The 24495-nt window shown below is 74.6% G+C and carries 19 protein-coding genes and 1 pseudogene; 13 read left to right on the top strand and 7 right to left on the bottom strand.

The annotated features are described in order from the left end of the window. Window positions 1-2 precede the first annotated feature (2 nt). Window positions 3-1307 carry a SpoIID/LytB domain-containing protein gene (locus tag ATJ88_RS13915; RefSeq protein WP_098464339.1) on the bottom strand — a complete coding sequence of 435 codons (1305 nt, stop codon included), beginning with the start codon at window positions 1305-1307 and terminating at the stop codon, window positions 3-5. Window positions 1308-1435: 128 nt separating this feature from the next. Between ATJ88_RS13915 and ATJ88_RS18390 the strand changes: the two genes are divergently transcribed. From ATJ88_RS18390 to glf, 4 genes are read left to right on the top strand one after another with little or no spacing between them, the layout of a single operon-like run. After that, window positions 1436-2671 carry a hypothetical protein gene (locus tag ATJ88_RS18390; RefSeq protein WP_098464338.1) on the top strand — a complete coding sequence of 412 codons (1236 nt, stop codon included), beginning with the start codon at window positions 1436-1438 and terminating at the stop codon, window positions 2669-2671. Between the two features lie 10 nt (window positions 2672-2681). Then, window positions 2682-4505, top strand: a complete 1824-nt coding sequence (locus tag ATJ88_RS13905) for a glycosyltransferase (RefSeq protein WP_098464337.1) — start codon at window positions 2682-2684, stop codon at window positions 4503-4505. A 10-nt stretch (window positions 4506-4515) separates the two neighbouring features. After that, the gene (locus ATJ88_RS13900) at window positions 4516-6375 is read left to right on the top strand and encodes a glycosyltransferase (RefSeq protein WP_098465362.1); all 1860 of its coding nucleotides are present in this window, start codon (window positions 4516-4518) and stop codon (window positions 6373-6375) included. Window positions 6376-6387: 12 nt separating this feature from the next. Next, window positions 6388-7527 (top strand): UDP-galactopyranose mutase, encoded by a 1140-nt coding sequence (gene glf, locus ATJ88_RS13895; protein ID WP_098464336.1) that lies wholly within the window; start codon window positions 6388-6390, stop codon window positions 7525-7527. Between the two features lie 42 nt (window positions 7528-7569). On the opposite strand, the gene manA is transcribed toward glf, so the two are convergent. Next, window positions 7570-8805, bottom strand: coding sequence for a mannose-6-phosphate isomerase, class I (gene manA / locus ATJ88_RS13890; protein WP_245852441.1), 1236 nt, complete (start codon window positions 8803-8805; stop codon window positions 7570-7572). 67 nt (window positions 8806-8872) lie between these two features. On the opposite strand from manA, the gene ATJ88_RS13885 reads away from it, so the two are divergent. Next, window positions 8873-9661, top strand: coding sequence for a sulfotransferase family protein (locus ATJ88_RS13885; RefSeq protein ID WP_141538691.1), 789 nt, complete (start codon window positions 8873-8875; stop codon window positions 9659-9661). Here ATJ88_RS13885 and ATJ88_RS13880 read toward each other — a convergent pair. Together ATJ88_RS13880 and ATJ88_RS13875 are read right to left on the bottom strand one after the other, a co-directional pair. Further along, a complete protein-coding gene (locus ATJ88_RS13880) occupies window positions 9613-10572 on the bottom strand; it encodes a hypothetical protein (protein ID WP_098464334.1) in 960 nt (319 codons plus the stop codon). The genes ATJ88_RS13885 and ATJ88_RS13880 overlap by 49 nt on opposite strands. After that, window positions 10569-11450: a hypothetical protein gene (locus ATJ88_RS13875; RefSeq protein WP_098464333.1), complete on the bottom strand. Its 882-nt coding sequence runs from the start codon at window positions 11448-11450 to the stop codon at window positions 10569-10571. Before ATJ88_RS13875 ends, ATJ88_RS13880 begins: the two co-directional genes overlap by 4 nt. Window positions 11451-11544: 94 nt before the next feature. On the opposite strand from ATJ88_RS13875, the pseudogene ATJ88_RS18605 reads away from it, so the two are divergent. The 5 genes and pseudogenes from ATJ88_RS18605 to ATJ88_RS13855 form a co-directional block, all read left to right on the top strand. Further along, window positions 11545-12732 (top strand): annotated as a pseudogene (locus ATJ88_RS18605) (cytidylyltransferase domain-containing protein); the annotation flags it as partial. A 129-nt stretch (window positions 12733-12861) separates the two neighbouring features. Continuing rightward, window positions 12862-13752, top strand: coding sequence for an N-acetylneuraminate synthase family protein (locus ATJ88_RS18600; RefSeq protein WP_211287589.1), 891 nt, complete (start codon window positions 12862-12864; stop codon window positions 13750-13752). A 12-nt stretch (window positions 13753-13764) separates the two neighbouring features. Further along, a complete protein-coding gene (locus tag ATJ88_RS13865; protein WP_098464331.1) occupies window positions 13765-14739 on the top strand; it encodes a glycosyltransferase family 2 protein in 975 nt (324 codons plus the stop codon). Beyond that, the gene (locus ATJ88_RS13860) at window positions 14736-16187 is read left to right on the top strand and encodes a polysialyltransferase family glycosyltransferase (protein WP_211287519.1); all 1452 of its coding nucleotides are present in this window, start codon (window positions 14736-14738) and stop codon (window positions 16185-16187) included. The genes ATJ88_RS13865 and ATJ88_RS13860 overlap by 4 nt, the downstream gene beginning before the upstream one ends. Further along, window positions 16177-17256: a glycosyltransferase family 2 protein gene (locus ATJ88_RS13855; protein WP_245852440.1), complete on the top strand. Its 1080-nt coding sequence runs from the start codon at window positions 16177-16179 to the stop codon at window positions 17254-17256. Before ATJ88_RS13860 ends, ATJ88_RS13855 begins: the two co-directional genes overlap by 11 nt. A 54-nt stretch (window positions 17257-17310) precedes the next feature. On the opposite strand, the gene ATJ88_RS13850 is transcribed toward ATJ88_RS13855, so the two are convergent. Together ATJ88_RS13850 and ATJ88_RS13845 are read right to left on the bottom strand one after the other, a co-directional pair. Next, window positions 17311-18540 carry a DUF6716 putative glycosyltransferase gene (locus tag ATJ88_RS13850; protein WP_098464330.1) on the bottom strand — a complete coding sequence of 410 codons (1230 nt, stop codon included), beginning with the start codon at window positions 18538-18540 and terminating at the stop codon, window positions 17311-17313. Continuing rightward, window positions 18537-19541: a hypothetical protein gene (locus tag ATJ88_RS13845; protein ID WP_098464329.1), complete on the bottom strand. Its 1005-nt coding sequence runs from the start codon at window positions 19539-19541 to the stop codon at window positions 18537-18539. The genes ATJ88_RS13850 and ATJ88_RS13845 overlap by 4 nt, the downstream gene beginning before the upstream one ends. Before the next feature lie 108 nt (window positions 19542-19649). On the opposite strand from ATJ88_RS13845, the gene ATJ88_RS13840 reads away from it, so the two are divergent. Beyond that, window positions 19650-21059, top strand: a complete 1410-nt coding sequence (locus tag ATJ88_RS13840; protein WP_098464328.1) for a glycosyltransferase — start codon at window positions 19650-19652, stop codon at window positions 21057-21059. Between the two features lie 4 nt (window positions 21060-21063). Here the strand turns inward: ATJ88_RS13840 and ATJ88_RS13835 are convergent, their stop codons facing one another. Next, window positions 21064-22353 (bottom strand): CDP-glycerol glycerophosphotransferase family protein, encoded by a 1290-nt coding sequence (locus ATJ88_RS13835; RefSeq protein ID WP_170023632.1) that lies wholly within the window; start codon window positions 22351-22353, stop codon window positions 21064-21066. A 103-nt stretch (window positions 22354-22456) separates the two neighbouring features. On the opposite strand from ATJ88_RS13835, the gene ATJ88_RS13830 reads away from it, so the two are divergent. Both ATJ88_RS13830 and ATJ88_RS13825 read left to right on the top strand, forming a co-directional pair. After that, window positions 22457-23443, top strand: a complete 987-nt coding sequence (locus tag ATJ88_RS13830) for an ABC transporter permease (protein WP_098464326.1) — start codon at window positions 22457-22459, stop codon at window positions 23441-23443. Then, window positions 23436-24449 carry an ABC transporter ATP-binding protein gene (locus tag ATJ88_RS13825; RefSeq protein WP_342744856.1) on the top strand — a complete coding sequence of 338 codons (1014 nt, stop codon included), beginning with the start codon at window positions 23436-23438 and terminating at the stop codon, window positions 24447-24449. The genes ATJ88_RS13830 and ATJ88_RS13825 overlap by 8 nt, the downstream gene beginning before the upstream one ends. Window positions 24450-24495: the final 46 nt, after the last annotated feature.

The raw sequence follows: 24495 nt of genomic DNA, 5'->3' as shown, positions 1-24495 counted from the left end.
GCTCACCCACTGATGCGCGACACCCACGCCGCGGGCAGGCTGCCGCGGGTGGTCGCCCGCCCCACCCAGGCGCGCATCTGGTCCGCCTTGCCGGTGAGCGTCGCCGTCGTCCCGTCGGGCTGCGTGGCCGTCAGGGTGCGCATCTGACCGCTCGACCACGTGCGGGTGACCTTGATCGACGCGACGTTCTGCAGGCCGAAGAGCTGGCGCGCCTTCGCCTGCGTGATCGTCCGGGTCCACGACCGGTACGAGTTGCCGGGCGCCCGCAGGCTGTACGGGTCGGCGACGCTGCGCTCGTAGGACAGCGCGGACGACCACACGTCCTCGGAGTTCGCGGTGCGGCCGCCGCTGGACGAGAAGTAGTGCGCGGCCACGGGTCGTCCGCCGACCTGAAGGACCCGCGCCGTGGTCGTGTCCCGGGTCGTGGCGTCCACCGCCTTCTTCCACGCGGCACCGTAGCGACCGCCCGTGCCCTCGGCCTCCTTGCGCCAGCCCGCGTAGTTCTGGTCGCGGACGTCGTCGACGACGTGGCAGTCGCAGGCCGTGCGCACGGACGCGATCTTCGACAGCGCGTACGACCGGGCCGTGACGGCCTGCGCGCGCAGTGCGCGGTCCCCGCCGTTCAGGCCCCAGGAGGACGGCATCTCCGCGATGCCGTACAGGTACTCGGTGTTGAGGAGGACGTCGTTGGTGATGTTCGGGGTGCCGGACCGTCCCTGGATCGTCAGGCGGCCGTTCTTGTACGAGCCGTGGGTTCCCACGACGGTGGCCACCGCCGTGCGGCCCGACGGGCGCCAGTACGTCGTGCCGGACCACTGGATCCGCACCTTCGGGGCGACGTGGGTCCTGTCGTCCACCCGGACCCGGACGTTGCCCTTCGCGCCGATCCGCACCTTGAGGGTCTTGGTCCCGCTGCCCTGCGCGACGGTCCCCTTCCCGGGGACCCGGACCCGCCAGTCGCCCCCGCTCACCGTGATCGTCGTGCGTCCCGAGTCGCCGTAGCCGGAGTATCCGTACGGGTCGGGCCCGTACACCTGTACCCGGACTCGCTTCGGGGTCGAGGTGTAAGGCACCTTCGAGCCGGAGTAGTAGTGCCGGAGGATCTTCACGGCGGAACGACCCTCCCGCGCGAGCTCGTAGGCGCCGAACTGGCTCATCCCCACGCCGTGCCCGTAGCCGGACCCGGTGACGGTGAAGTCGTCCGGCACGGCCGCGGACGCCGGGGCCGCGACGGCGAGCCCTCCGGCGGCCGCGACCAGCAGGGCGACGGCGCCCGCGAGGGCTCGGTGCAGTCTTCGGTGTTCCACGGTGAATCCCCCCTTTGCGATCCACTGTGCCCCAGGCACCCGTCGACGGCATCCGCTGCCGGGAACCTGCTCCTTCCGGTCGTCGCGGTATCGTGACGGCTGCCGTGACCCGCCAGACCAGGAGAGACATGTCCGCGAACGCCTCCACCGACGGACTGCTGCTGCCACCGCGGGCACGGCTGCTCCATATCGGGCTGATGAAGACGGGGACCACCGGCCTCCAGAACGCCGCGTCCTCCCTGCGTGAGCCCCTTCTCGCCGCCGGCGTGCGCTACCCGGGGAACGGGCTCAACCACCGCACCGCCCTGACCGCCGTCATGGGGCGCGGCTGGGGCTGGAACAGCACGCCCCAGCCCGAGGCCTGGCGCGACCTCAAGGCCGAGATCGAGGCGGAGGAGTCTCGCCGCGTGTGGGTCGGGCACGAGTTCGTGTCCGAGTGCGACGACGACCTCGCTCGTCGGTTCCGCGACGAGCTCGGCGACCGGACGCACGTCGTCGTGACGCTGCGTAACTACGCCGCCGTCCTCCCCTCGGCTTGGCAGCAGACGATGAAGGGCGGTCGGACCAGGCCGTTCGAGAGCTGGCTCAAGGGCGTCCTGTCCGACGCCCCGAAGCTGGAGAGCACGCGGCGCGCGCAGGAGCGGCTCGACCAGGGCGCCATCGTGCAGCGGTGGGCGTCCGTCTTCGGACCCGACAAGGTGACGGTCGTCGTCGTGGACAAGTCCACCCCCGAGCTGCTCTTCGACGCGTTCGAGTCGATGCTCGGCCTCGACCGCGGGATGCTGTCGCAGGCAGAGCTCGACGGCTACGCCTCGAACCGGTCGATGAGCGTGGAGGAGGCCGAGCTGCTCCGCGCCGTCAACCACGAGCTGCGCGGGCAGCTGTCGTGGACCGAGTACCGGTGGTGGCTGCGGCTCGGTGTCGCCGGGCACATGCTCGGCGAGCGTTCGCCCGGTGAGCACGACACGCGGATCGTGCTGCCGACCTGGGCCGCGGAGAAGGCCGCGAAGCGCTCGGCGCGCTTCGTGGAGCAGATCTCGTCGTCGGGGGCGCGTGTCGTCGGCGACCTCGACCTCCTCGACCGGCCGGTGCCGCACGAGGAGCGTCCCGTGCTCGACTCCCCGACGGTTCCCGTCGACGCGGCCGCGAGGGCCGTGCTCGGGGCGATCGCCCAGGGCCGCCTCGGCGTCGAGCGCGCAGGGCGTCACGGTGTCCCGCACGTCGAGCCCGTCGACACCCGGGACATGCTGGACGGTGCGTCGACCCAGGACCTGGTCGCCGCGCTGACCCGCAAGTTGCGGTCGCGGGCCGGTGGCCTGGTCGGACGTCACGGGGCGACCTCGACGGAGGACAACTCCGCGTAGGCTCTCGCGCGTGCACCTCGCCCAACGTCTGATCCTGTCCGGCCGGTCCGAGCGCCGTGCCCTGTGCGTCGAGGACGGCGCCGGGGTGCTCACCGAGGGGCGCCTGGACCTGCCCGCGGGCACCGAGCAGGGCCTCGGGACGTACCTCAACGGCTTCCCGGCCGCCTACTGGGCGCGCTGGACCGGCGCGACCCGCGCCCGGCTGACCGTGACCGGGACGGGTGGCGCGACCGTGCGGGTGCTGCGCTCCGGCGTCCACGGCAGCACGGTCGAGGTGGGCAGCGCCCCGCTCGGCGAGCCGGTCGACGCGGACCTCACCGGGATGCGGGACGGCGGCTGGTTGTGGGCCCGCGTGGAGGCGCACGACGACGTCGTCGTCACGGGCGGCGACTGGGACGTCGACGTGGCGCCCCGGCGCGAGGGCACCGTGGTGGTGTCGATCACGACGATGGACAAGCCGGAGTACTGCGTGGCGACGCTGGCCGTGCTCGCCGGGTCGGCGGAGCTCGCGGCGTCGGACGTCACCGTGCAGGTGGTCGACCAGGGCGGCCGCACGGTCCGGGAGCACGAGGGCTTCGCTGCGGTCGCCGCCGCGCTCGGGGACCGGCTGCGCGTCGTCGAGCAGGCCAACCTGGGCGGCTCGGGCGGGTTCTCCCGCGGCATGGCGGACACGCTCGCCGCGGGGGCGGACGCCGTGCTCATCTGCGACGACGACGTCGAGGTGGAGCCGGAGTCGATGCTGCGGGCCGTGCGGCTGCACCGGGCGGCCGTCGACCCGGTGGTGGTCGGGGGGCACATGCTCGACCTGGCGCGCCCGACGGTGCTGAACTCCTGGGCCGAGGTGGTGCACCGGCGCACCTTCAACTGGGGCCCGCCCGCGATGGACCAGCAGTGGCACGACCTGGCGGGCGGGCTGACGGCCACGCCGTGGCTGCACCGTCGCGGCGAGTCCGAGTTCAACGGCTGGTGGATGTGCCTGATCCCCGCGGCCGTGCTGCGCGAGGTCGGCCTCAGCCTGCCGCTGTTCCTCAAGTGGGACGACGCCGAGTTCGGGCTGCGCGCCGCCGCCGCGGGCGTGCCCACGGTGTCGCTGCCCGGGTTCTGCCTGTGGCACGTCGCGTGGACCGAGAAGGACGACTCCGTGGAGTGGCAGGCGTACCTGCACGTCCGCAACCGCGTGATCACGGCGCTGCTGCACGCCGACGGCCCGCACCTGCTGCCCGCGGCGCTGCTCGCCACCGATCTCAAGCTCCTCCTGGCCATGCGCTACTACCCGGTGGACCTGCACGTGCGGGCGCTGCGCGAGGTGCTCGGCGGTCCGGGCCGCCTGCACCGCGAGCTCGGCACGCTGGTGGGGTCCGTACGCGGCGTGGGCGCCCGCCACCCGGAGACGGTGCGGCACACCGCCGGCGACCCCGTGTTCGACGCGGTCGTGCGTCCGGGCGCACCGCTGCCCGCGACCGACGGGTCCGCCAAGCCGGGGGGCGCGGCCGCGCTGGCCGGGTTCGTGGCCCGCGGCGTGCTGCGCACCCTGCGGCCCGTGCCCGCCGCCGCCCGGCGCACCCCGGCGGCCGTGCTGACCCGCGACGCCGCCGGGTGGTGGCAGGTGCCCGCCCACGACTCCGTGCTCGTGCTCGACGCCGCCGGGACCACCGGGGTGTGGCTGCGCCGCGACGCCCGCACGTTCTGGCGCCTGGCCGCCGCGACGGTCGGGGCGCACCTGCGCCTCGCGCTGCGCTGGCGGTCGCTGGCCCGCACCTGGCGGGCCGCCGCGCCCGGCCTGGTGGACCCGGAGACCTGGCGGGCGTCCTTCGGCCCGACCGGCGGCCACTAGGATGTCGGGGATGTCCGCCCCCGTAGTGGTCGCCGTCGTCGTGTCCTACAACCGGGCCGAGCTGCTCGGTGCCGCGCTCGACGCCCTCGCCGACCAGAAGCGTCCCGTCGACCGAGTGGTCGTCGTCGACAACGCGTCCACCGACGACGCCCTCCAGGTCGCCCGCAACCACCCGAGCGTGCCCCACGTCGTGGCGCTCGCCCGGAACACCGGCGGCGCCGGCGGCTTCGCCGCGGGCATCGCGACGGCCGTCGCCGACCTCGGCGCCGACCTCGTGTGGGTCATGGACGACGACACGATCCCCACGCCGACCGCGCTGGGCGAGCTCCTCGCCGCGCGGGACGCCTACGACGGCGACGTCACGGCGCTCGCGAGCCGGGTCGTGTGGACCGACGGGTCGGACCACCCGATGAACACGCCGCGGCAGCACCCGCGCGCCTCGGCCGCGGACGTGTCCCGGGCGCGGGCCGCCGGCGCGATGCCGGTGCGGTCGATGTCGTTCGTGTCGATGCTCATCGACGCGGTGGCGATCCGCCGGTCCGGCCTGCCCGTCACCGACTACTTCATCTGGAACGACGACTTCGAGTACTCGACGCGCCTGCTGCGCGGCCGGGTGGGGCTGTACGTCCCGGGCTCGGTGGTCGAGCACCGCACGAAGAAGCTCGGGGCGACGGACGCCGACCCCGGCCCGCGGTTCTACTACGAGGTGCGCAACAAGATCTGGATGTTCTCGCGGTCGCCCGCGCTGTCGTTCGGCGAGCGGGTCCTGTACGGCGGGTCCACGGTGCGCCGCTGGGTGCGCACGTTCGTCCGTTCCGCCGACCGTCGCACCCTCTGGCGGGCGGGCGGTCGCGGGCTGTGGCACGGCCTGACCAAGCACCCCCGCCCCGACACCGAGGTGCTGTCCGGCGTCGGACCGGCCGCGCTCACCGTGGCCCGGCTCGGCGCCGGTGCGGCGCTGCCCGCGCCCGTGCACGTCAACCGGATCGCGGCCGCTCCGGGGACGTTCGTCTCCGGCGAGCCCCTGACCGACGCCCGGTTCTCCGTGCTGCTGCCCGTGTACCGCGGCGACGACGCCGCGCACCTGGAGCGCGGCTTCCGGTCGGTGAGCGTCGACCAGACGCTGCCGCCCGACGAGATCGTCGTGGTGCGCGACGGGCCCGTGGGCGCCGAGATCGCCGCGGTGCTCGACCGGCTGGACGAGATCACGGACGTCCCCGTGAAGGTGGTGCGGCTGCCGCACAACCTCGGCCTGGCCCGCGCGCTGGAGGAGGGCCTGGCGGCCTGCACCCACGAGATCGTCGCGCGCGCCGACGCCGACGACATCTCGCTGCCCGACCGGTTCGCGACCCAGGTCCCCCTGGTGGCGTCCGGGTTCGACCTCGTCGGCTCCGCGATCTGCGAGTTCGAGGACGACGAGCACGAGCGCGGCATGGTGCGCGTCCCGCCGACGGGCGCCGCGATCGCCGAGTCGGCGCGGTTCCGCGACCCGTTCAACCACCCGTCGGTCGTGTACCGGCGGTCCGCCGTCGCGGCCGTGGGCGGCTACGAGCACCTGGACCTCATGGAGGACTACCTGCTGTTCGCGCGGATGATCGCCGCGGGCGCCCACGCGGAGAACGTCACCGAGCCGCTGGTGCTGTACCGGGTCGGCGCCGGCGCGTACGCGCGCCGCGGTGGCCGTCGCCTCCTCGCCTCCGAGCTCGCCCTGCAGCGCACCCTGCACACCGAGGGCTTCGTCTCGACGCCGCAGATGGTGCGCAACGTGGTGGTGCGCGCCGGCTACCGGCTGGTGCCGCAGCGGCTGCGCCGGGCCGGCTACCAGTCCTTCGTCCGCCGTCGCGGCGGCTACGTGCCTGACGACCTCTAGGAGCCAGACCAGATGAATGCCGACGTCGTCGTCGTCGGGACGGGGTTCTTCGGCCTCACCGTCGCCGAGCGCCTCGCCTCCGCGGGCCGCCGCGTCCTCATGGTGGAGCGTCGCGACCACCTCGGGGGCAACGCGTACTCCGAGGCCGAGCCCACCACCGGGATCGAGGTGCACCGCTACGGCGCCCACCTGTTCCACACCTCGAACGAGCGCGTGTGGGAGTACGTCAACCGGTTCACGGCGTTCACGGACTACCGGCACCGGGTGTACACCACGCACCGCGGCGAGGTGTTCCCGATGCCGATCAACCTCGGCACGATCAACCAGTTCTTCCGGTCGTCGCACGGACCGGCCGCAGCCCGCGCGCTGCTGGCCGAGCAGGCCGCCGAGCTGGGCGACCGCACCCCGGCCAACCTCGACGAGCAGGGCGTTCGCCTCATCGGCCGCCCGCTGTACGAGGCGTTCATCCGCGGGTACACGGCCAAGCAGTGGCAGACCGACCCGCGCGAGCTGCCCGCGTCGATCATCTCGCGCCTGCCGGTGCGGTACACGTACGACAACCGCTACTTCAACGACCGCTACGAGGGCCTGCCGGTCGACGGCTACACGGCGTGGCTGGAGCGGATGGCGGACCACCCGAACATCGAGGTGCGGCTGTCGACGGACTTCTTCGACGACGCCCAGCCGGTGAGCAAGGCGTCCGTCGTGGGCCAGGTGCCGGTCGTGTACACCGGGCCGGTGGACCGCTACTTCGACTTCGCCGAGGGCGAGCTGTCGTGGCGCACCCTCGACTTCGAGCAGGAGGTCCTCGACGTCGGGGACTTCCAGGGCACGTCGGTGATGAACTACGCCGACGAGGACACGCCGTTCACACGGATCCTGGAGTTCCGCCACTTCCACCCGGAGCGCGACTACCCGACCGACCGCACGGTCGTCGTGCGGGAGTACTCGCGGTTCGCGCAGCGGGCGGACGAGCCGTACTACCCGGTGAACACCCCGGCCGACCGGGAGCGCCTGCTGCGCTACCGCGAGCTGATGGCGGGGGAGAAGGACGTCTACTTCGGCGGGCGCCTGGGCACCTACCAGTACCTCGACATGCACATGGCGATCGGGTCGGCCCTGTCGATGGTGGACAACCAGCTCACGGCCTGACGCCGGTCCTGGCGGGCCGTCCGTGCGGGCGTCCCGCCGGGGTCACGGCACCCACGCGCACACGAGGTGCCCGTCGCCGGCGACGGTGGTCGCGCCGGCGGCGTGCGGCACCAGGCAGGACTCGCCGCGCGCCAGGTCGATCGACCCCGCCTCGGTCCGCACCTGCGCCGCACCGTCGAGCGCGAGCACGATGCGCGGGCCGTCGGGCGCGAGCGCCGCGGGCTCGGCCGGGTCGAGGTCGAACGTGGTGAGCGCGAACTCCTCCACGGGCGCACGGTAGGTCGTCACGAGGCTGTGCGTCCCGACGACCTCGGCGTCCGGCCGGACCGGCGGGCGGGGCGCGAACGCGGCGCACTCCACCAGGGCGTCGGCGTCGACGTGCTTGGTGGTCAGCCCGGCGCGCAGGACGTTGTCCGACGACGCCATGATCTCCACGCCGAGCCCCGACAGGTAGGCGTGGACCTCCCCGGCGGGGACGAACATCGCCTCGCCCGGTTCGAGGGAGACCCGGTTGAGCAGGAGCGACACGAGGGCGCCCGGGTCGCCGGGGTGCTGCTCGGCGAGCTGGAGCACGGTCGCGTCGGCGCGCTGCGAGGGCGACGCCCCGGCACGGGCGCGGACCCCGGCCACGGTCGCCTCGACGTCGGCGGCGCACCAGGCGGAGCCGCGGGCCGCGACGAGCACCTCCAGGGCGGCTCGCAGGCCGACGGCGGACCGGGCGCGTCCCAGGGCCTCGCGGACCTGCTCGACCAGCTTGCCGTCGAGCCCGTCGAGCAGGGTGAGCACGGCGCGCGGGCTGCGGAACCCGGCAAGGCCCTCGAACGGGGTCAGCGCGACGAGCATCTCCGGCTTGTGCTGCTCGTCGTGGAACGACCGGTCGGCCGCGTCGAGCGACAGCCCGGCGCGGTTCTCCCGCTGGAACCCGGCGCGGGCGGCGTGGGGACGCGGGTGCACCTGGAGGGACAGCGCGCGGCGGGCCGCCAGGACCTTGAGCAGGTAGGGCAGGCGGGGACCGAACCGGTCCGCGACCCGGCGGCCGAGCACGGCGTCCGGGTCGGCGGCGACGACGTCCGCCAGCGAGGTCCCGCCGGCGAGGCGCGAGGGGGCGGACGGGTGCGCGCCGAGCCAGAGCTCCGCCGCCGGGCTGCCGTCCGACGGCAGGCCGACGAGGTCCTGGATGGCCTCGAGACCGCCCCAGTCGTAACGCTGCACGGTGTTGTCCAGGTGGGCGAGCGCCACCGTTCCGACATCCGACGTTCGGTGAGAGTTCATCGTCATGTCATCGACCTTCCCGATGCTGGCGTGATTCGCCACGACGATCGAATTCGAGCGTCGTCCACCGTGATTGTTCGGAGCACCTGTGCACGCCTTTCATTCTCTCGCCTACCTCGACGTCGAGAAGTCCGGTTCCACGTACGTGTCGCAGTTCCTGCGCGACTTCCTCGACGACGACGAGGTGTCGTTCCGCAAGCACGTCGAGGTCGAGGACCGTCCCCCTGCAGGTCGTCTCCACGTCGTCTCCGTCCGTGACCCGCTCGACTCGTACCTGTCGCTGTACTCCTACGGGTGTCAGGGTAAGGGAGGGCTCAGCGGCACGATGCGTGACGCGGGGCTGGGCCACCTGTACGACGGGACGGCCGCCGGGTTCGACCGCTGGCTCGACGTCGTGCTGGACCCGGCCTCGGCCGACGCGCTCAACCCGCGCTCGTACGCCCGCACCGGGGTGGCGCCGCACACCGGGCTGCTGTCGTTCCGCGTGGCCCGGCTGACGGTGCCGCGCGCGCTGCGCTGGCTGCGCCGCGTCGGGTCGTCCGAGGAGCTCGTCGCCGGCTACCGGGAGCTCTCCGTCGTCGACGTGGTGCTGCGCAACGAGTCGATGACGCAGGACCTCGCCGCGCTGGTGCGGCGCGACGACCTGGCGTGGCGGCCGTCCCGGGACGCGGCCCTCGCGGCCCTGGCCGCGCAGGCCCGCCTCAACACGAGCTCCCGCCTGGACGCGGACGCCGGGTTCGCCGTCCCCGCCGACGCGTGGGAGCGGGTCGCGGCCCGCGAGCGGCTGCTCACCGAGGTGTTCGGCTACGGGGCTCACCTGACCTCCACCAGCCGGGATAGCCACGCGACGTCGGCCGCGTAGCGGTCCGCCAGCCCCGCGGCGGCGTCGTCGGCCAGGAACCGGGCCGGCGCGTCGTCGGGGGCGGGCCGGCGGCCGAGGGTCGCCACGGAGAACCGGTGCAGGGCCTCGCGCTCCTCGCGGCCCTCCAGCAGGGGAAGGGTGGCGAGGCTGAGGTCCGCCATCCGCTGCGTGTACCGCGTGTTGGGGCGGTGACCGTCGTCGACGACGACGTCGAGGTCGCCCGCGCCGAGCCGGTGCAGCGCGTCGAGCAGGACCTGGCGCACCAGCGGGACGTCGGCCTCGCGCGCCCGGTCGTAGTCGTAGACGGTGACGTTCTCGGCGCCGAACACCTCGACCAGCCGGGTCACGACCGGCCGCCAGGACAGCGTCGGGGCGACCCGGTCGGCGAGCGCGTCGAACGACGAGGGGTGGCCGTGCTTGAGCTGCTGCTGGTAGGCGGACTCCAGGAACGGGCCGTAGCTGCGCACCGTGAACTGCACGTGCCGCGAGCTGCCCGCGGTGGCGCGCTCGATCGCCTCGAGGTTGGGGCCGAGCCGCGGGTAGAGGTCCCGGGAGTCGTCGCGGAACGCGGCCCCGACGTTCGACTCGCACGAGTACAGGACGCCCCGCACCTGCCGGTCGCGCCACGGCGCCGCGAGGTAGGCCGCCAGGAGATCGTCCGCGCCGTCGCGCGACGTCTCGTACCACCCGCCGAGCGCCTCGCGGATGTCGGGCTGCCGGGTGCGCGCGGCGACCCCGCCGCGGGCCAGGTCGGCGGCGTGGTCGCGGCACCACGCCTGCACGGCGGTCGTACCGGTCTTCTGCGATCCCAGGTGCAGCACGACCCGCCGCTCCCGGCGGTCGGGCCGGCGCAGGCCGAGCGCGCGGGCGGTGCGGCCGGCCAGCCGGCGCGGGGTGGGCAGGGGGCTCATCGGACCTCCACGAGCTCGGTGAGGCGGGTCAGGTCGGCGGCGTCGCAGGCCGCGAGGCGGTCCGCGAGGGCGGGCGGGACGGGCCACGCCGGGCCGCCGCCGACGTCGACCTCGTCGTCGACGAAGCGGCGCATCGCGCCACGGTCCTCCCAGGACCGCAGGTGCGGCAGCATCGCGAGCGCGACGTCCACCTGCCGTGCGGACCAGCGCGCCGGGTCGGGCGGCACCTCGAGGTCGTGGACGGGCGCGGTCGCGTCGAGCGCGCCGAGCAGGGCGCCGAGGACGTCCCGCGCGACGGCGGCCACGGCGGCCTGGTCGTCGGGGCGGGCGCGGGTGGCGTCGTGCACGACGACGCGGTCGGCCCCGACCGTCCTGACGAGGCGGTGCACGAGCGGGACCCACGACGGCTCGTCCAGCGTGGCCGCGAAGTCGTCGAACGGCACGCGGTGCCCGGCACGGACGGCGTCCACCCAGGCCTGCACCACCGTGCTCGCGTGGTCGCCGACGGTCAGGTGGACCCGCCACGGCACGTCGTGCAGGGCGGCGGCGAGCGCCGCGACGCCGGCGCGGGCGTCGGGGTGGAGGTGCCCGCCCGTGTGCCGGTAGGCGGGGCCGAGCACGGCGGCGGTCGAGACGAGGGTGGCCGACCCGGGCGTGAGGTGGGCGTGCAGGCGCCGGCGGCCCCGGTCCGACCGCCACTCCAGCCCGGGCACGGCCTCGCGCAGGGCGGCGTCGGACGTGCGCACGGCGACCCCCGCCCCCGCGAGCGGGCCGGGGTGCGTCTCGCACCAGCGGTGGACCGTCGCCCCGCTCGCCCGGTGGGCGGACAGGTGGACCGCGACGGCGCACGCGGTGCTGCGGGCGGTCGCTGTGGTCATGGTGGCTCCTTGCGGATAGGGATCGGCTCGGTCGAGACGTTAATGCACGGACCTTTGCGCAAATGACGTCCGCGTGGCCGGATTCTGCTGTTCGATGGCGAGGTCGACAAATGTTCATCGACGGTCCACGCAATGTTCGGTGACAGTTATCGAGAAGTGGCCGATCTCGCCGCACAGGCCTCCTAGTCTCGCCGCCATGAACGAATCCGTGCTCGTCGTGGTGCCGGCCCGTGGAGGGTCCGTCGGCGTGCCGCTGAAGAACCTCCAGCAGGTCGGCGGCGGCTCCCTCGTGGCCCGTGCCGTCCGCTCCGCGCTCGCCGCACCCTCGGTGACCGACGTCGTCGTGTCGACCGACCACGCGGAGATCGCGGCCGAGGCCGAGCGGCACGGTGCCCGGGTCGTGCGACGGCCCGCGGACCTCGCCGGCGCCGCCGCGAGCTCCGAGTCCGCGGTGCTGCACGCCCTCGACGTCCTCGCGGCCGGGTCCGGCGCCGCGGACCCCGCCGTCACCGTGCTGCTCCAGGCCACCAGCCCGTTCGTCGACCCCGGCGACCTGGACGACGCCGTGCGGCAGGTGCTCGACGGCACCCACGACGTCGTCGTGGCCGTCGCCCCCACCCACGACTTCCAGTGGCGGCTCGACGCCGACGGCCCCGTGCCCGTCGGGCACACGACCGACCACCGGCCCCGCCGCCAGGACCGCGCCCCGCACTTCCGCGAGACCGGCGCGTTCTACGCCATGCGCACCGCCGGGCTGCGCGAGCACGGCTCCCGGTTCTTCGGGTCCGTCGGGCTGCGGCCCGTGGCCCCCGAGTGGGCCGTCGAGATCGACGAGCCGCGCGACCTGTGGCTCGCCCGCACCCTGCTGGACCAGCCGGGCGGCACCCCGAGCGCCGCACCGCCGGCCCCGGCGCACGAGCCCGCGGCCGCCGAGCCGCTCGACGTGGACGCGCTCGTCACCGACTTCGACGGCGTCCACACCGACGACGCCGTGTACGTCGACCAGGACGGCACGGAGAGCGTGCGCGTCCACCGCGGCGACGGCCTCGGCGTCGCCCGTCTGCGCGACGCCGGCCTGCCGATGCTCGTCCTGTCCAAGGAGCGCAACCCCGTCGTCACCGCCCGCGCCCGCAAGCTCGGCGTCGACGTCCTCCAGGGCGTCGACGACAAGGCCCGCGCCCTGCGCGACTGGCTCGCCGTGCGCCGGATCGACCCGGCCCGCGTCGCCTACGTCGGCAACGACGTCAACGACCTGCCCGCCCTGCGCGTCGTCGGCTGGCCCGTGGCCGTCGCCGACGCCCACCCCGACGTCCTCGCCGCCGCGCGGGTCGTCACGTCAGCCCGCGGCGGCCACGGTGCCGTCCGCGAGGTCTGCGACCGCATCACCACCACCCATCGGAAGGAACCCGCCATGACCGCCACCCCGACCGCCCCGAGCCCGGTGCAGATCGGCGAGCACGTCGTCGGCGCCGGCGAGCCCGTCTACGTCATCGGAGAGATCGGCATCAACCACAACGGTGACGTCGAGATCGCGAAGCAGCTGATCGACGTCGCCGTCGCCGCGGGCTGCCAGGCCGTGAAGTTCCAGAAGCGGACCCCGGAGATCAGCACCCCGAAGGACCAGCGGGACAAGATCCGCCAGACCCCCTGGGGCGAGATGACGTACCTGGAGTACAAGTACCGGGTCGAGTTCGAGCACGAGCAGTACTCCGAGATCGACCAGTACGCCAAGGCGCAGGGCGTCCAGTGGTTCGCCTCCCCGTGGGACGTCCCCTCGGTGGCGTTCCTCGAGGAGTTCGGGGTCCCCACGCACAAGATCGCGTCCGCCTCCGTGACGGACCACGACCTGCTCCGCGCGCTCGCCGACACCGGCAAGCCGCTCATCCTGTCCACCGGCATGTCGACGGTGGAGCAGATCGACGAGGCCGTCGAGATCCTCGGCACGGACCGGCTCGTGCTGCTGCACGCCACCTCCACCTACCCGCTGCCCCCCGAGGAGGCGAACCTGCGCACGATCGAGACCCTGGCCGAGCGCTACGGCGTCCCCGTCGGGTACTCCGGCCACGAGACCGGCCTGCAGATCTCCCTGGCCGCCGTCGCGCTCGGCGCCGTCGCCGTCGAGCGGCACATCACCCTCGACCGCGCCATGTGGGGCTCCGACCACGCCGCCTCCCTCGAGCCCAAGGGCCTGAGCAACCTCGTGCGCGACATCCGCATCCTCCAGGACGCGCTCGGCGACGGCGTCAAGAAGGTCATGCCGGGCGAGCTCGCCCCCATGTCGCGCCTGCGCCGCGTCGGCTGACCCGGACGCCCGATGACGCACGCACGACCCCAGGTGTCCGTCGTCGTCCCCGCGCGGGACGCCGGCGGGCACCTGCCCGACGCCCTCGGCAGCCTCGGCCGGCAGGGGATCGACCCGGTCGACCTCGAGGTCGTCGTGGTCGACGACGGCTCCACCGACGACACCCAGGAGGTGCTCGAGGAGGCCTCCACGCGCCTGCCCGGGCTGCGCTGGGTCCACCACCGCACCCCTCGCGGCGTGTCCGCCGCGCGCAACCGCGGCGTGCGGGAGTCCCGCGGCCGCTGGGTGACGTTCCTCGACCCCGACGACTGGTTCTACCCCGGGCACCTCGCCCGCATGGTCGCCGCGGCCGGGACGCTCGACGTCGACTTCCTCGTGTGCGACCAGGTGCAGGCCTACGGCGAGAACCGCAAGCGCGTCCGCGCCCCCGAGGTCCGCCGCCACGTCGCCCTCGACCCCCGCACCGGCATCCTGCCCACGAACCGCTCCACGATGGTCAACTACGTGCAGGTGTCCTCGCGGTTCCTGTCCCGCCGCGTCGTCGACGAGGGTCTCGCCGTGTTCGACGAGGACCTCCCCACCGCGGAGGACCGCGAGTGGGCCTGGCGGCTCCTGCTCGGGACCCGCCGCTACGCCGTCGTGGACGCCCCCGGCTACGTCTACCGGCGGCAGGTCGCGAACTCGCTCACCGCCATCGGCGACGCCCGCCAGCTCGGCTTCGTCACCGCCTACGACGGCGTCCTGGACCTGCTCCGCGAGGACGACGCGCTGGCCCGCTACGAGCCGAAGGCGCTGCGCGACACCCTCGCCGTCCTGCACCACCACGTGAAGCGGCGCGACGCCTACCCCGACGACGTGTGGGCACGCATGACGCAGAGCACCCAGCGGCTCGTCGACCGGTTCGACGCGACGGTGCGGGCCGACCAGCGGTCCGCCATGGACGCGGAGCGTGCGCACGACCTCCGCAGGCAGGGGGTCCACGTATGACCGAGGTGAGCACCCAGGTCGTCACGGCGTCCACGCTGTTCGGCGCCGCCACCGTCGTCGCGGCCTGGGACGCGGGCGTCCTGCCGCGCCGCGAGCGCACCGTGCTCGTGGTCCAGCACAACGTCCCCGCGCCCGAGGCGAGCGGTGACCTCACCGCGGGCCCCGCCTTCGCGGCGCTCGCGGACCGGTTCGACGAGGTCGTCGCGTGGAACGACGTCGTCGCGCCCTACCACCCCAAGCAGTGGCGGCCCCGCCCCGAGGACGCGCCGCTGTGGGAGCGGCTCCTGCGGGAGCGCTGGGACCTCGGCGACGGGCCGGTCGAGCTCGTGGGGGAGTCGGTGGCGACGTCGCCCACCGGCGCGCTCGTCGCGATCTTCGCGTCCGCCGCCGTCACCGTGTACGCCGACGGCCTCATGGTCTACGGGCCCACGCGGTTCGCCCTGCGGTACGAGACCGGGGGGCGCGTCGAGCGGCTCCTGCACCTCGACCTGCTGCCCGGCGTCCGCCCCACCCTGCTCGCCGAGTGGGACGTCCCGGGCGTCGTCGTGCCCGCGGAGTCGTTCCGCAAGGTCGTCGCCGCCCTCACCGAGCACGCCGTGACCGGACCGGCCGGGTCCGCCGGCCAGGAGCGCACCGGCGTCCGGCTCGCCGACCACCTGCCCGCACCCGGCACGTACGCCCTCGTGCTCGGGCAGTACATGGCCGCCATCGGGCTGATCGACGTCGCCGAGGAGGCGGCGCTGCACCGGCGCATGGTGGCGCACGCCGCGGAGCGGGGCTACCGGCACGTGCTGCTCAAGCCGCACCCGTCCGCGCCGCGGCAGGGCACCGAGGAGCTCGCCGCGCACGCGCGCACCCTCGGCGTCGAGCTGGAGGTGGCGCCCGCCGCCGTCCTCGCCGAGGCCCTGCTCGGCGAGTCCGCGCCGGGCCTCGTCGTGTCCTGCTTCTCCACCGCGCTCGCCACCGCCCGGGCCCTCTACGACGTCGAGGTCGCCGCCGTCGGCACCGACCTGCTCCTCGACCGCCTCGAGCCGTACCCGAACTCCAACCGGGTGCCCGCCGTCGTCGTCGACGCCCTCTGGTCCGCCGACCCGTGGGCGGGTGACGTCGCCGACCTCCAGCGGCTCGTCCGCGCCGTCTCGTACTGCCAGCAGCCCGGCCTCCTGCCCGGGCTGCGCGACGACGCCGCCGACCTGCTGACGGGCCTGGACGACGACCGTCTGCGGCGCTGGTTCCGGCGCAAGCGCCTCACCGCCCTCGGGCTGCCCGGCGGGCTGCCCGTGCCGTGGTGGCGGTCCTCGCGGATCGTGCACCTGGGCGACGTCGTCGACCGCCGCCTGCTCGGCGGTCGTCTGCGGCGGGTCGTGCGCGCCCGGTACGCCGTGGGCGGCGACGACCTGCGTGCCGCCGTCGGGGCGATGCGAGGAAGGCTCGACGGTGACGGCTGACGGCCTGCGCGAGCTCGACGACGTCCGCACCCCCGGCCGCCTCGGCCGCTGCGACGTGCGCGTCGTCGCGTGCGTGCGCGACGAGGAGGACCACCTCGCCGCCGCCGTCGGCTCCGTCCTGGCCCAGGAGCACGACGGCGACCTGCACGTGGTCCTCGCGGTCGGGCCGTCGCACGACCGCACCGCCGAGATCGCGGCGGACCTCGCGGCGGCCGACCCGCGGGTCACCGTGCTCGACAACCCGACCGGCTCGCGGTCCATCGGCCTCAACCTCGCCGTGGGGCACCGGGACGACGGCCCGGCGGGCGACGTCGTCCTGCGCGTCGACGGGCACACCGTGCTGCCCCCCGACTACGTGCGCCGCTGCGTCGCCCTGCTGCGGGCGCACGACGCGGTCGGCGTGGGCGGCGTCATGTCCCCCCGGGGTGACGGCGCCGTCCAGGAGGCGGCGGCGCGGGCCATGAGCCACCCCGTGGGGATCGGCCCCGCGGCGTTCCACACCGGGGGGCGGGCCGGCCCCGCCGAGACCGTGTACCTGGGCGCGTTCCGGCGGGCGGCCGTCGAGGCCGTCGGCGGGTACGACCCGTCCCTGTTCCGCGCCGAGGACTGGGAGCTGTGCCTGCGCCTGCGCCGGGCGGGGGGCCTGCTCTGGTTCGACCCCGCGCTCGTCGTGGAGTACCGGCCGCGACGCACCCTGCGTGCCGTCGCGAAGCAGTTCTGGCGCACCGGCATGTGGCGGCGGGAGGTGGTGCGCCGGGACGCGTCCACCGTGTCGTGGCGGTACCTGGCGCCGCCCGCCCTCGTGCTGCTGCTCGGCCTCGCCGTCGCCGCGGGCGCCGTCGGGCTCGCCGCCGGCACCGCCGGCCTGGCCGCCGCCGGGTTCGCGCTCCCCGTCACCTACCTGCTGGGGGTCGTCGGCGCGTCGGCGGTCGCGGCCGCGCGGTCGCCCCGGCTGCGCGCGCGGGCGGCGCTCGCGCTGCCCGTCGTCCTCGTGGTCATGCACCTGACGTGGGGGGCGGGGTTCGTGCGCGGCCTCACCGCGCGGGCCGCCGCCGACCACCGCGCCTGACGCGCGGGCGCACCCGCCGGCAGCGAGCCCTCCCCGCCTCCGGGCGGGGAGGGCTCAGCGCGTCAGGCGGGCGGACACCGCGACGGGCAGCGCCGAGCGCACCCGGGACCAGCCGTGGCGTGGGCGGGAGAACGGCCGCACCGGGCCGAGGGGCGGCAGGGCACCGGCCCGGGCCGCCGCGGCGAGGTCCGTGACGACCGCGCCGAGCTCGTCGCGGTCGTGCAGGTAGCCGGCGGCGCACCACTGCGGGTCGGGCACCGGCCCGCCGGACCGCAGCACCGCGGCCACGTCGGCGAGGCCGACCAGGCACCCCGAGGCGGCGAACGGCACGTTGAGCTGCTCCGGCCCCACCCCGAAGTCGTCGAGGAACACCGTCGGCAGACCGCGGGCCAGCGACTCCAGGGCGGCCGTCGAGCTCACGGTGAGCAGGGCCGTGCCCGGCCCGAGGTGGTCCGCCATCGGCCCGACGGCGAACGTCACCGCGTCGGCGCGGTGCCCCCGTGCCGCGGCCTCGGCCGCCCACAGCACGTCCAAGGGGTACGGCTCGTTGTGGGTCTGCCGCTCGCCCCCGCGGGCCCGGAGCTTCACCACGACCTCGAACCCGTCGTCGGCGAGCCGGGCCAGGCCGTCCAGCAGGCCGAGGCGCTCCGCACGCGTCGCGGGCACCTTCGCCTGGGCCGCCACGACCACCCGGTGGGGCGGCACCGGGCGGGACCCTGCGGCGGTGGTCGTGCCGGAGCGGACGGTGCCGGAGCGGACGGTGCCGGGCAGGGGGGTGGCGGCGTCGAGGAACGGCAGCCGGGTCACGGGTAGGGCCGGACGCCGGTCGTGCCCGGCGAACGCCGACCGGTACGGCGCGACCTCGCCCGGGGCGTGCACGACGAACGCGTCCGCCCAGCGCCGCCAGCCCGTGCCGTGCACGGTGGCGGGCAGCGCCATGCCGGGCAGCCCGGTGACCAGCGCGGGACGCCGGTCACCCCCGGCCCGCACCACCGCGCGCGCCACCAGCTCGGCCACGGGTCCGGTGGCCGCGACCAGCAGCACGTCCGGCCGCTCGTCCCGCACCCGGCGGGCCAGCGCCGCCGGGCCGAGCACCGCCGGCGGCGCCACGCCCGTGCCGGTCACCGCGGACCGCGCCTGCTCGGGCGTCGGCGCCAGCGGCGAGCGCACCACCACCGCGGTGCCGCGCGCCCCCGCGCCGGACCGCAGCCGGGCCAGGGTCCACGCGGCCCACTTGAGGTAGGAGTCCGAGTCGGCGACGGCGAGGACGGACGGGCCGCTCATGCGACGCGGCGCGCCCGGGTCCGGCCCGCCGCCTGCGCCGCGAGGTCGGCCGCCAGGCCCAGGTGCTCCCGCAGGCGCGGGCCCGCGCGGTCCGTCCACCAGGCGTCCGGCACGTGCTGCCCGACCACCTCGACGCCTCGCGGGGCGAGCAGGCGCGTCAGGGTGATCGCCGACGTCGACGGCAGCGACACGACGCGCCGTCCCGCCGGCAGGTCACGCAGGCGCAGCTCCACCGGCGCGCCGGGGGCGTCCACCCGGACGCCCGGGATCTGCTCGAACAGCGCCGTGACGAGCGGGTCGTGGCGACGGTGCGGCAGGTAGCGCACCGGGCCGTCGGCCGCCAGCCCGCGCAGCCACGCGGCGTACGCGTCGGCGTGCACCAGCCGGTCGCCGACGAGACCCGAGCCCACGACCACCGTCGGCTCGTCCACCCGCAGCGCCGGGTCGGTGTCCGCCGGCCGCGACGCCAGCCACTCGAAGGAGTGCTCCTGCACGTCCACGCCGAGACCGCGCAGGGCGTCCGCCCGCACCGCGTCCGGCGGCAGCATCGTGCACAGCGTCAGCCGGTCCTGCCGCGCGGCCCGCAGGAGGCGCCGCGTCGCGACCGTGCCGAGCGCCGAGCGGAGCGGGCCGCCCGGCGCCGCGAGCCGCACCATCGGCTCGCCCGCGACGAGGCGGCGGGCCACGTCCACCGTCGCCAGGCCGTCGTCGACCACCACGAACCGGTCCGCGCCCCCGCCCCGCACCAGCGACGACTGGAACGCCCCCGAGAACGGGTCCCCGACGACGCGCACGTCCGCGGGTCCCAGCGCGTCGCGCGCCGGACCCACCTCGACGTGCAGGCCGTCCGGCGGGCCTACGGCACGCACCGCGTCCACCGCGGCCCGCATCGTCGGGACGTCCGCGCGGGCCACGACCCGTGTCGGGAAGCCGGTCAGACCGGCGGCGTGCGCCTCGACGACGCACAACAGCTGCAGCGGGGACTCGACGAGCGCACTCACGCGGTCAGCGTCGCACCGCCGTGCGACGCGCCGGGGGACGGCGCATGACCTGTCGGTGAACGCCCGGTGCCCGGACGTCCCGGCGCGCCCGGCCTCTAGGATCCGGGAGTGACCGCTCCTGGTGCCCTGCCCCGCCCCGCGGGCCTCCCCGACGCCCCGCCGCCCGCCGGCGGTCTCGCGACGGCGACGTGGTCGGTCCCGCACGACTTCGGCGGGATGACGTCGGCGCTGCTGCGTCGCTCGCGGATCCTCGCCGCGCACCTGGACGCGCCCGTGCGGATCCTCACGTACTCGCCCGGGCTGGACGTCGACGAGGCCCGTCGACGGCTGACCCGCCGCGGGGACCTGGTCGACGGCGTCACCCTGCACAACGTGTGGGAGGACCTGCGCGACCTGCCCGACGAGGCGCTGGACCCGCGCGGCGACGAGGCACCCGGTCGGCGCCCTCGAGGCCGCCGCGGCGAGCTCACCCGCGAGGAGCCCGACGGCACCGGCGGCGTGCGCACCCTCGTGTTCCGCCGGGACCGCAGCCTGCTCGCCGTCGAGGAGCGCCAGGGCGCCCGGCGCACGGTGGCGACCTTCACCCGGACGGGCCGCCCCGGCCGGACCTGGCCGTCCCGGCGCGCCTTCCACCTGGAGTGGACCACGCAGGTGCTGCCGGACGACCCGACCTTCGTCGTGGTCGACAGCAAGGTCCTCATCCGGTTCTTCGCGTCGCTCAGGGACGTGCCCTCGCTGCGGACGCTGCACCTGGTGCACGGCGCCCACCTGTCGACCGACGCGCAGGACGCGCACGGCGAGCTCGTCGGCCGCCGCAGCCGGATGCTCGGCGTGCTGGCCGACTACGACGGCGTCGTCCTGCTCACCCCCACCCAGGAGCGAGAGCTCAGCGAGCGGCTCGGCCCGGGCGTGCGGACGTTCGTCGTGCCCAACAGCACCGAGCTCGGCGTGAACACCGCGCTGACCGGCCGTGACCCGGCCCGCGGCGTCGTGGTGGCCGGCCTGCACCCGCGCAAGCGGATCGACCACGCGATCGCGGCCGTCGACGCCGTCCGTCGGCGCACGGGCCGACCGCTGCGTCTCGACGTGTACGGCGACGGCCCCGAGCGGGCCGCGCTGAGGGCGCTGGCGGCGAGAGCCCCGGGCGTGCGGCTGCGCGGGCACGTGCCGGGCGCCGCCGACCGCTTCGCCGACGCCTCGTTCATGCTGCTGACCAGCACTTCCGAGGGGATGGCCCTGGTGCTGGCCGAGGCCATGGCACGCGGCTGTCTCCCGATCGCGTACGACATCCGGTACGGACCGGCCGACGTCATCACCCACGGGGTCGACGGCTTCCTCGTCCCTGCGGGCGACACCGAGTCGCTCGCGGCGGCGATCGAGCACGTGACGGGCCTCGACGAGGCGACGCTGGTACCGATGCGACAGGCCGCGGTCCGGTCCGCGCAGCGATTCGACGACGCCCGCGTCGCGCAGCGGTGGGCCGAGGTCGCGGCCGAGATCGCGAACAGGCCGCGATGAGGGCTCAGGCCGACGGCTGCTGCCGGTCCAGCAGGGCGTCGCGCCGGTCCGCGCACTCCCCGATCAGGGAGACGAACCGTCGGGTCGACTCGCCGTGCCGGAACCCGAAGTAGTGGTCGCGGGCGGCGAGACGTCGTTCGTGCCAGGGGTCGGTCCCGAGGTTGCGGTCGAGCATCTCCGGCAGTGAACCGAGGGTCTCGTCGTCGACGACGTCGACGGCGCGGGCGACCGGGGACTCCGCCAGGAGCCGGGCGCGGTCGGTGCGCCGGTCGGTGAGCAGCATCGGGACCCCGGGGTGCAGGTAGAGGAAGTCGAGCCCGACCGATGAGACGTCGGTCACGAGGAGGTCGGTGCCGGCGAAGACGGACAGGGGGTCCATGTCGAGCGGGGCGAGGTGTCCCGCGTCGACATCCTCCGCCTCGATCAGCCGGACGATCTCGGCATGGGCGTGCCGGTTCGCGGGATCTGTCCCGCTCACGGTCCGCGGGTGCGGCTTGTAGACGAGCCGCAGATCGTCCCTCGCCAGGACGGCCCGGACGATCGCAGGCCCGTAGACGTCGACCGACGTGTAGTTGTTCGCGTCGTTCTCCCCGGACCAGGTGGGGGCGTAGAGCACGGTCCGGCGACCCGTCGGGGGGGCAGGCAGCGCGGGGCCCGGGTCGACGTCGAGCTGGGGACGCCCGCACACGGCGAGGTGGTCGTCCGGCAGGCCGAGGAGCACCCGACGATGCCGCTCGACGGCCGCCTGACCGGCGACGACGACCCGGTCGTACGCCTTGGCCTGGTTGGACACCATGGACATCTTGTCGGACTCGCCGTGGTTGACGTGGACGTGGAGCGCGCGCTGGTAGATGAGCGACTGGAAGTTGCGCATCCCGTTGTTGACGTAGATGACGACCTTGGCGCCCAGGTGGTCGTAGAGGCCGAGGAGGTCGTCGATCTCGACGGCGGTCGCCACCAGGAGCGAGGTGTGCCGGCGGAGCGCCTCGGCCGTGTCGTGCTGCCGGGCCACGACGACCACGGGTAGCTGCTCCGACAGCCGCTCCAGCACCGGCAGCCACTGGCGGACCTGGTAGAGGGTGACCGGGGTGTCACCGAAGTAGGCCACGACGGGTGCCGGGTCGATCTCCGCCAGGGGCGGGTCGACCGCCGGCCCGCGGGCCGCGGCGCGGTGCAGGGCCGACTTCGCGCGGGACCCGAGTCTCAGGACCGTGGTCGCCGTCGTCCGGACAGCTCGGTCGACGGTACCGCCCCCGGTCCGTGGACGGGGGGCGGGGCTGCTGGTGCTCGGCATCGGAGCCTCTCTGCCAGGAGACGAGGTGGCGATCTCCGAGTATCCCACTGTGGGTAGGATCGAGCGGTCGGGTCCCCCTTCGAAGGACAGGTTCGAACACGACGTGACCACCCAGACCACCGCGGGAGACACCCCCGGCGCCCAGCGGCCTGCGCCGCCCCGGCCGCCGGACCCCGTCGTCCCCGCCACCACTTCCGCCGAGCGCATCGCGATCGCCGAGCGCTACGGCCTCACGCGCATGGGCGTGCGCCCTCCGCTGTGGACGTACGTGAAGGAGGTCGTGGCACGCGGCCCGTTCATCCGTGTCCTCGGCACCTCGGCCGCCTACGCGCGCAACCAGAACACCTACCTGGGACAGCTCTGGGCCGTCCTGAACCCGGTGCTCAACGCGATCGTCTACGTCCTCATCTTCGGGCTGCTCCTGGACGTGAGCCGAGGCGTCGACAACACCATCGCGTTCATCGTCATCGGGGTGTTCCTCTTCCGGTTCCTCGAGCAGAGCGTGCACGGTGGGGCCAGGGCCCTCACGGGCAAGAGCGTCAACCTCATCCGGTCGATGCACTTCCCTCGTGCGGTGCTCCCGCTGTCCAACGTGCTGTCGCACCTGACGACGCTCGTCCCCGCGATCGTGGTCATGTGCGGGATCGTGCTCGCCTCCGGCTACGTCGGGAGCAACGCACCGGAACCGGTGACCTGGGAGTGGCTGCTGCTGATCCCGGCCGTCGCCCTGCTCTGGGTCTTCAACATGGGTGTGGCCTTCGTGATGGCGCGGCTCGTCGCTATCACGCCGGACCTGGACAACGTGATCAGCTTCGTCCTGCGTCTCACGATGTACGCCTCCGGTGTCATCTTCCCGGTGGTGCGTTACGTGGACGACCTGCCCCAGACCGTCCAGGCATGGCTCGGACCCGTGCTGGAGTACCAGCCGGTCGCCGTGTACCTGTACCTGGGGCGGTCGTCCCTCATGGCGGAAGAGGCTTTCGCCCAGGACCCCCTCATGTGGGTGCTGGGCGTCGTGTGGGCGATCGTCTTCTTCGTCGTCGGCTTCATCGTGTTCTGGCGTGGCGAGGAGAGGTACGGACGTGACTGACGACGTGGTCGAGGCCGACGCGCACCTGGACTTCGACATGGAGGACGAGGACGACGACCGCGGTCAGCACGCGGTCGAGATCCCGCTCGGCGACCCCTGCCTGGTCGTCGACGACCTGCACGTCGTCTTCCGCGTCTTCGGCGGCAAGCAGCGGGACAGCGCGAAGCAGTCCGGCGTGCATGTTCAGGACGTCAAGCCGCCGCGGCGCAAGCTCGTCCAGCGGATCCTCGGCGCCGGCCGCCAGCACGTCGGGGCCGTGAGCGAGGTGCACGCCGTCCGCGGAGTGTCCTTCGTGGCGCGGCACGGCGAGTCCATCGGCATCGTCGGCATCAACGGTTCCGGCAAGTCGACCCTGCTCCGGGCGATCACGGGGCTCATCCCGCCGCACGAGGGCTCGGTGTGGGTGGACGGAGAGCCCGCGCTGCTCGGTGTCAACGCGGCACTGATGCCCCAGATGACCGGCGCGAAGAACATCGAGATCGGTGGTCTCGCGCTCGGTATGACCCCGAAGGAGATCGACGACAAGTTCGACGAGGTCGTGGAGTTCGCCGACATCGGCGAGTTCGTCGACCTGCCGATGAAGACCTACTCGTCAGGCATGGCCGCGCGCCTGCGGTTCGCCATCAGTTCTGCCGCCATCCCGGACATCCTCATGGTCGACGAGGCGCTGGCCACCGGCGACGCAGCCTTCAAGGCGCGGTCGAAGGCGCGGATCGACGAGGTGCGTCGGCAGGCGGGCACGGTGTTCCTCGTGAGCCACTCGATCTCGACGATCGAGGCGATGTGCACCCGCGTGCTGTGGATGCACCAGGGCCGACTCGTCATGGACGGTCACGTGGACGAGGTCGCGAGCGCCTACAAGCAGTTCGTGCGAGCGAACCGTGAGGCGCGCACCGGCGGTGGTGCCGGTGGCCAGCGGCGGGTACGCGGCACCGACAAGCCCCAGCGCGCGGGGGCGGGTCGCGGGAAGGCAGCCCGCAAGGACGTCGCTCGCCGCTCGGCCTGACGGGTGCGACGCGCCGGTCCGAGGACCGGCGCGTCACACCCGTGCG

Source organism: Isoptericola jiangsuensis, from assembly GCF_002563715.1.
GTDB lineage: Bacteria > Actinomycetota > Actinomycetes > Actinomycetales > Cellulomonadaceae > Isoptericola > Isoptericola jiangsuensis.
Note: the sequence above shows the minus strand (reverse complement) of the source record. Positions and strands in the feature narration are given on the sequence as shown.

Bases quoted from the DNA above. Each gene is read 5' to 3' on its own strand.
- ATJ88_RS18390 (WP_098464338.1), top strand. From the start codon at position 1,436: ATGTCCGCGAACGCCTCCACCGACGGACTGCTGCTGCCACCGCGGGCA.
- ATJ88_RS13900 (WP_098465362.1), top strand. From the start codon at position 4,516: ATGTCCGCCCCCGTAGTGGTCGCCGTCGTCGTGTCCTACAACCGGGCC.
- glf (WP_098464336.1), top strand. From the start codon at position 6,388: ATGAATGCCGACGTCGTCGTCGTCGGGACGGGGTTCTTCGGCCTCACC.
- manA (WP_245852441.1), bottom strand. From the start codon at position 8,805: ATGACGATGAACTCTCACCGAACGTCGGATGTCGGAACGGTGGCGCTC.
- ATJ88_RS13880 (WP_098464334.1), bottom strand. From the start codon at position 10,572: ATGAGCCCCCTGCCCACCCCGCGCCGGCTGGCCGGCCGCACCGCCCGC.
- ATJ88_RS13875 (WP_098464333.1), bottom strand. From the start codon at position 11,450: ATGACCACAGCGACCGCCCGCAGCACCGCGTGCGCCGTCGCGGTCCAC.
- ATJ88_RS18600 (WP_211287589.1), top strand. From the start codon at position 12,862: ATGACCGCCACCCCGACCGCCCCGAGCCCGGTGCAGATCGGCGAGCAC.
- ATJ88_RS13865 (WP_098464331.1), top strand. From the start codon at position 13,765: ATGACGCACGCACGACCCCAGGTGTCCGTCGTCGTCCCCGCGCGGGAC.
- ATJ88_RS13860 (WP_211287519.1), top strand. From the start codon at position 14,736: ATGACCGAGGTGAGCACCCAGGTCGTCACGGCGTCCACGCTGTTCGGC.
- ATJ88_RS13850 (WP_098464330.1), bottom strand. From the start codon at position 18,540: ATGAGCGGCCCGTCCGTCCTCGCCGTCGCCGACTCGGACTCCTACCTC.
- ATJ88_RS13835 (WP_170023632.1), bottom strand. From the start codon at position 22,353: ATGCCGAGCACCAGCAGCCCCGCCCCCCGTCCACGGACCGGGGGCGGT.